Below are 1,885 nucleotides of genomic sequence, written 5' to 3' on the forward strand. Positions count from 1 at the left end.
TGGGGCGGCGGGAGACGGTGCGTGGGCCGGCGCGGGCGCGGCGGCGGGCGGCGCCTCGGCATGCACGTCCTCGCCATTCGCGGCGAGGACGGCGATCGGCGTGTTGACCGCGACGCCCTCGGTCCCCTCGTCCACCAGGATCTGCGCGAGGCGACCCTCGTCCACCGCCTCGACCTCCATGGTCGCCTTGTCGGTCTCGATCTCGGCGATCACGTCGCCGGCGTGGACGTCCTCGCCGACCTTCTTCAGCCAGCGCGCCAGCTTGCCCTCGGTCATTGTCGGCGACAGGGCGGGCATCAGGATCTGCGTCATCGCCTAGGTCTCCACCAGCACGTCCGTCCACAGCTCGGCCGGATCGGGTTCGGGGCTGGACTGGGCGAACTCGGCCGCGTCGGCGACCACGCGCTTGATGTCGTCGTCGATCGCCCGGATCTCGTCCTCGCCGATGCCGGCCGCGACCATCTCGCCGCGCAGATGTTCGATGCAGTCGCGCTCGGCGCGCATCTTCTGGACCTCCTCGCGGGTCCGGTATTTCGCGGGATCGGACATCGAATGACCGCGATAGCGATAGGTCTGCATCTCCAGCAGGAACGGCCCGTGCCCGGCGCGGCAATGCGCCAGCGCCTCCTCGGCGGCGGCCCGCACCTTCGCCACGTCCATGCCGTCCACCTGCCGCCCGGGTATGCCCCAGGCCGCGCCGTTCTTCGACAGGTCGTGGCTCGCGGACGCACGCTCGACGCTGGTGCCCATGCCGTAGCGATTGTTCTCGATCACGTAGACCACCGGCAGCTTCATCAGGGCGCCGAGGTTGAAGCTTTCATAGACCTGTCCCTGATTCGACGCGCCTTCGCCGAAATAGGTCACGCTGACGTTCTTGTTGCCGCGATACCAGTTGGCGAAGCCGAGGCCGGTGCCGAGGCTGACCTGCGCGCCGACGATGCCGTGGCCGCCGTAGAAATGCTTCTCCTTGCTGAACATGTGCATGGAGCCGCCCTTGCCGCGCGAATAGCCGGTGGCGCGGCCGGTCAACTCCGCCATCACGCCGCGCGGGTCCATGCCGGTCGCCAGCATGTGACCATGGTCACGATAGGACGTGATCACCTGATCGCCCTCGGTCAGCGCAAGCTGCACGCCGACCACGACCGCTTCCTGACCGATGTAGAGATGGCAGAAACCGCCGATCAGCCCCATGCCGTAGAGCTGGCCTGCCCGCTCCTCGAAGCGGCGGATCAGCAGCATGTGGTGATAGGCGCGCAGCATCGTCGCGCGGTCCAGGGCGCCGCCCGGCGCCTGATCCGCGGTGGTCGCGGCCTGCGCCGCTTGTTTGGGCGCCGCGCCCTCTGCCGCGGCGCCGGGCGGCGGCGACGCGCGTCCGCCTCCGGCCCTGCTTCCGCCGCGCTTCCCGCCACCGGCCGCCTGCGCCATAGGCTGATCCTTATTTCCGATACGACACGCAGCCCAGAGGTAGCTTCCGCACGGAAGCTGGACAAGCGGCGTACGCGCCACCGCTGCCGCGTGAAACCCACGCGGCGCGGCTGCTATAGCGGGATAATTCGCCGCGGCCCGGCGCGCCCCGGCAGCCGCCGGCGCCCGGCCGAGACACGGCCGCGGGCAGGCAGGCTCGACAACGCCGCGCCGGGCCGCTAGCCGTGCGGCGGAAAACGTTGAGGTCCATGACAGCGTCCAACGCCGGTCCCGCTGGCCTGCGCAGGCGCGAGCCGCCGCGCCTGTGGCCCGACCACACCCCCCCACCCGAAGACGTGCCGCCCGGTCGCCTCGTGGCCACGCTTCCGCTTGGGCGGCGGGGGCGCCGGCTGCGCGACCGGCCGTGGCTGATCGCGTCGGTCGCGGCGCATGGCGCCGTCCTGGTCGTGCTGCTGCTGCT

The 1,885-nt window shown here is 70.9% G+C and carries 2 protein-coding genes; both read right to left on the minus strand.

Annotated features, from left to right (window positions below):
- The coding region (locus tag B8460_RS19590; protein ID WP_305790499.1) for a biotin/lipoyl-containing protein at positions 1-312 on the minus strand (312 nt) is incomplete at its 3' end.
- Positions 313-315: 3 nt separating this feature from the next.
- Positions 316-1,260, minus strand: a complete 945-nt coding sequence (gene pdhA / locus B8460_RS19595; protein WP_199445700.1) for a pyruvate dehydrogenase (acetyl-transferring) E1 component subunit alpha — start codon at positions 1,258-1,260, stop codon at positions 316-318.
- Positions 1,261-1,885 lie beyond the last annotated feature (625 nt).

Origin of the sequence: Acidisphaera rubrifaciens HS-AP3, from assembly GCF_000964365.1 — a bacterium.
Lineage (GTDB): Bacteria > Pseudomonadota > Alphaproteobacteria > Acetobacterales > Acetobacteraceae > Acidisphaera > Acidisphaera rubrifaciens.